The 4080-nt window shown below is 44.0% G+C and carries 4 protein-coding genes; 1 reads left to right on the top strand and 3 read right to left on the bottom strand.

Going from position 1 to position 4080, the window contains the following annotated elements:
- Nucleotides 1–625: EAL domain-containing protein (locus ACWVCM_RS15425; protein ID WP_455202657.1), on the top strand; the 625-nt coding region annotated here is incomplete at its 5' end.
- A gap of 41 nt (nucleotides 626–666) precedes the next feature.
- Here ACWVCM_RS15425 and ACWVCM_RS15420 read toward each other — a convergent pair.
- From ACWVCM_RS15420 to ACWVCM_RS15410, 3 genes are all read right to left on the bottom strand, one after another.
- On the bottom strand, nucleotides 667–2034 hold the full coding sequence (locus ACWVCM_RS15420; protein ID WP_455202656.1) for an NAD-dependent succinate-semialdehyde dehydrogenase: 1368 nt from the start codon (nucleotides 2032–2034) through the stop codon (nucleotides 667–669).
- A 98-nt stretch (nucleotides 2035–2132) separates the two neighbouring features.
- Nucleotides 2133–3593, bottom strand: a complete 1461-nt coding sequence (locus ACWVCM_RS15415; RefSeq protein ID WP_455202655.1) for a coproporphyrinogen-III oxidase family protein — start codon at nucleotides 3591–3593, stop codon at nucleotides 2133–2135.
- 101 nt (nucleotides 3594–3694) lie between these two features.
- The coding region (locus tag ACWVCM_RS15410) for a hypothetical protein (protein WP_455202654.1) at nucleotides 3695–4080 on the bottom strand (386 nt) is incomplete at its 5' end.

The following is a 4080-nucleotide window of genomic DNA, read 5'->3' as shown; positions in this document are numbered from 1 at the left end:
GCTAGCCGAGCATTCCGGGTTAATACAGGCGCTTTCTAAATGGGTTATGCAACATGCTTTTTCTGACAGCACTAAACTTGGTCGATTTAGTAATGACATTACAATTTCCATCAACCTGTCGGCACTTTATTTACAGGACCCAAAATTTGAATCAGACATTAGCGAACTACTGAAACAAACTGAAGTCGATGCCAGCAAAATAATCCTGGAACTAACCGAAAGCGCGATGTTTATCGATTCCATAAACACTAGCGAACTTCTTAAGCGGCTGACAGAAATGGGATTTCGAATTTCAGTCGATGACTTCGGCACTGGATACTCCACCCTGACAAACCTTCGACGTTTGCCTATTTCAGAACTCAAGATTGACCGCTCATTCGTGAATAAAATTTCGATTGATGAGGAAGACGCTTCTATCGTAGATGCTATGATTGGTCTCGGAGATTCCCTGGATATTGACGTAGTCGCCGAAGGTGTAGAAACTCAGGAGGTTCTGGAATTACTGAAAAATTTTGGCTGTCATACTATACAGGGTTATATAATCAGCAAACCTGTGCCACTCAATGAATTTATAGAATGGATTGAATCTGAAGAATCGCAGTATGTGCAACAAGTATCGAATTAAAATATTAATGCGTTCGAAATAATTCCTGCGACACTATAAAATCAGGCCAACCAAACCGTTTTTGTATTAGCGAATTCCAGCATCCCATGGCGGCACAGCTCCCGTCCAAATCCGGAATTTTTTACACCACCAAAGGGCAATCGAGGGTCGCTTTTAACCAGGCCATTGACATAAACCGTACCCGTATACAGTTGACGCGCCACTTTTTCACCACGCGCAATATCCTGTGTCCAGACACTACCGGCTAATCCATATTTTGAATCGTTTGCAATATGAATGGCATCCTGCTCATCCTGAGCATAGATGATTGATGCAACCGGTCCGAATAACTCTTCATCGTATGCCGGCATACCTTTTTTGACATTGTTAAGTATCGATGGGTGATAATAAAAGCCCTCCTGTTTCAACGGATAACACCCGGCAAAGGGCTCCGCACCCATACTGATACTTTTCTTTACCTGTTGGTTTAATTTGTCGCGCAGATCGCTACGCGCCATGGGTCCAACTTTCGTCTGCGGATCCATTGGATCACCGAGTGTGATTGCTTTTACTGCGTCAATGAACCTGGGAATAAACTTATCAACAATATCATCAACCAGAATGATTCGTTTAGCATTGATACAACTTTGCCCGGACGTGAAGAAACGGGAAGCCACCGCTGTTTTCACAGCCTGTTCAATATCCGCGTCCTCCAGAACAATAAAGGCATCGGACCCACCGAGCTCCAGCACCACTTTTTTCAAATTGGCACCCGCCTGTTTTGCAACTATACGCCCGGTTTTCTCACTGCCAGTAAGAGCGAATCCATTGATGCGCGGATCAGTATACAACGGTTCAAGTTGGCTGGAATGAATCATCAGGCTACGAAACACATCCTGTGGTATTCCCGCGTCATGCAACAGTTGTTCTGCAGCCAATGCGGATTGCGATACATTTGATGCGTGTTTCAACATGACACTGTTACCCGTCAACAATGCGGGTACCGCAAAACGAAATACCTGCCAAAACGGGAAATTCCAGGGCATGATACCCAGTACGCTACCCAATGGTTGATGAGCCACATAACTCCGTGAAGCATCACTCTTAATGACTTCGTCAGCCAGAAATGCAGGCGCATGCTCGGCGTAATAGTCACAGGTAAAAATACACTTGTCGATCTCAGCGTAGGACTCACTAATGACTTTGCCCATTTCACTGGTAATGAGTATTGCCAGTTCATCGCGGCGCCGTTGAAGAAGCTTTCCGCTGCTACGGATAGCATTGATACGTTTATCCAGACTTGTATCGGCCCACACTGGAGCAGCGGAAGTGACGCTACGGACAACTTCCTGCAGTTCTAACTCAGACCAACAATCCATTTCATAAAAAACTGCTTCCGTTGCAGGATTTATTGACGTAAGTTTTTTCACTGTATAATCCTCTCACTTGGAGTACCCGTGGGCACTTAGTGAGCCGCTTTTTAATTCTTATAATATTTTATAATTGTTATTAGCAGTTAATGTGCTATCTATTGCGATGCTTGCTGCCGTATTGGCGGTTGCAATAATGGCTTCCGGCCCGGCGCGAAGCGTATGTCATCATACGCTACATAATCTGGATTGAAGAACTGGGTAGTCACCTCATCGGCAAAAAAAGCACCTCTGTTGGTTAACCAGATCTTTTCTTCATTTTCCTCGATCATGCCCAGCTGTTTCATCCACGCCAGTTCGCTTTTAAACAATTCATTGGCATCCACACCTACGCGAGACCGATAAAATGCTTTGTCCACATAATCGTTCTTAAGCGGCAACATGAAACTGCGCCGGGCTTTATCATCAAAGGTAAGCACTTTGCCACGATTGATCGCCACTTTTCCATCATCAATATACTGGTAATATTTACCCAGGTCTTTTTCACCAATGTTAATGGAAAAAACTCCACGCAATGTCGACCAGGCAGAAACCCCTACACCGGCAACATCGTAGAGATTAAGAAACCAGTCGCGTAAATAATGAGATGAAATACCGTCGCTTTTGGAAAAAATCCGGCGCTGGTATTCGTGAAACCCATGCTCTTCAGACACAATTTTGCCGATGTATTTCATAATGAAAATTTCATCGGCGTCATGAAATTTCTCCGGCTTTTTCTCAAGCAAGTTAATGATATTGCCTTTTCGATCGCCCAATTGTTTGATGCGCAAACGATACAATTGATAGCCATCTACATCCATATTAGCTGCATACAACATATCCTCGACCCATTTTTCGATGGTCTGTCCAGGATAGCCGTAAATCAGATCGATATAGATATTCTCGAATCCAAGCTTGCGCATATTCTCAATGGCTTCCAGTGTCTCGGCGTGGTTATGCGCACGGCCCATGGTAGGTAACACATCATCATCAACAGACTGAACACCAAGACTGACGCGGTTGACCCCATAAGCCTTCATTATTTTCAAACGCTCTATGCCATCTTCACCAATTAAGGTAGTTGGCTCAGCTTCTACAGAGAATTGCGTACACTGACTTAAATCGTAATGTGTGGTGTATGCTTTAAACAGGCGCTCGAGTTGTGCTGGTTTCGGATAGGTCGGAGTTCCACCGCCCCAAAGCACGGAGGAAACAGGCACGCGATCCAGGCCCAACCTGTTCTTATAAAGCACCATCTCACGTTCCAAATAATCGATATATTGGCTTACTACTTCATCTTTACTTTTTGTCTTGGTAATCCAGTGACAGTAAGTACAACGGGAGGGGCAGAAAGGTATATGCAGATAGCCGATCATTGGAATTGCTGACCGATCTTCGAAATTATCAAACATGTGACTTTCGTCCATATCACTGTACATCGTGATTGGCGGATAACTGACAACGGGGAAAAAGCCCTTTCCACGCTCAGGTAAAATACCCGAATCCTTTACCCCTTCTACACCCAGCTCCGCAAGTTCATGCCGTGCTCTCTGAATCCATTCGTTGACATTTTGGCTCATATTGTTACCTCAATAGATTACTTACAATGACGCGCCCTAATTTATTATTCTTCAAAATCACTACAAATAAAAACACCCGCAATGCGGGTGTGTCTTATGCCTTATTTATAAGGTCCAAGCTTCTCTACTGCATGCTTTACGTAACTTAAATCAGCAATGTTATCAACATCAGGTTGCTGCTTTACGTACCCCTTTTGGTGTAACCATTTCGCATCCTGTTTCATAGTTGACACATTGAGCATACCATCATGATGCAAACCGACAGTCGCCACCTTGTCATAGGTTTCACGATCCTTGACCTTGGTGTGCTTCATCAGAATCTTGATAACATCTTCCTTGCCTTTATTCTTTTCGAAGGCGTCGTTGTAATCGCGCATACCTTTAACATAGGCAATCATAAATGCCCTGGCTAGCTCGGGTTGTTTTTCAATAAAAACCGGAGAGTACATTATGACGGCACTTTGCTGGTTGGGATAAACTTTATCAT

The sequence above is a fragment of the Kaarinaea lacus genome, from assembly GCF_975902315.1.
This window is presented reverse-complemented; position numbering and strand designations above follow the sequence as displayed.

Coding starts and splice junctions, on each gene's coding strand:
- ACWVCM_RS15415 (WP_455202655.1), bottom strand. CDS start 3,593: ATGAGCCAAAATGTCAACGAATGGATTCAGAGAGCACGGCATGAACTT.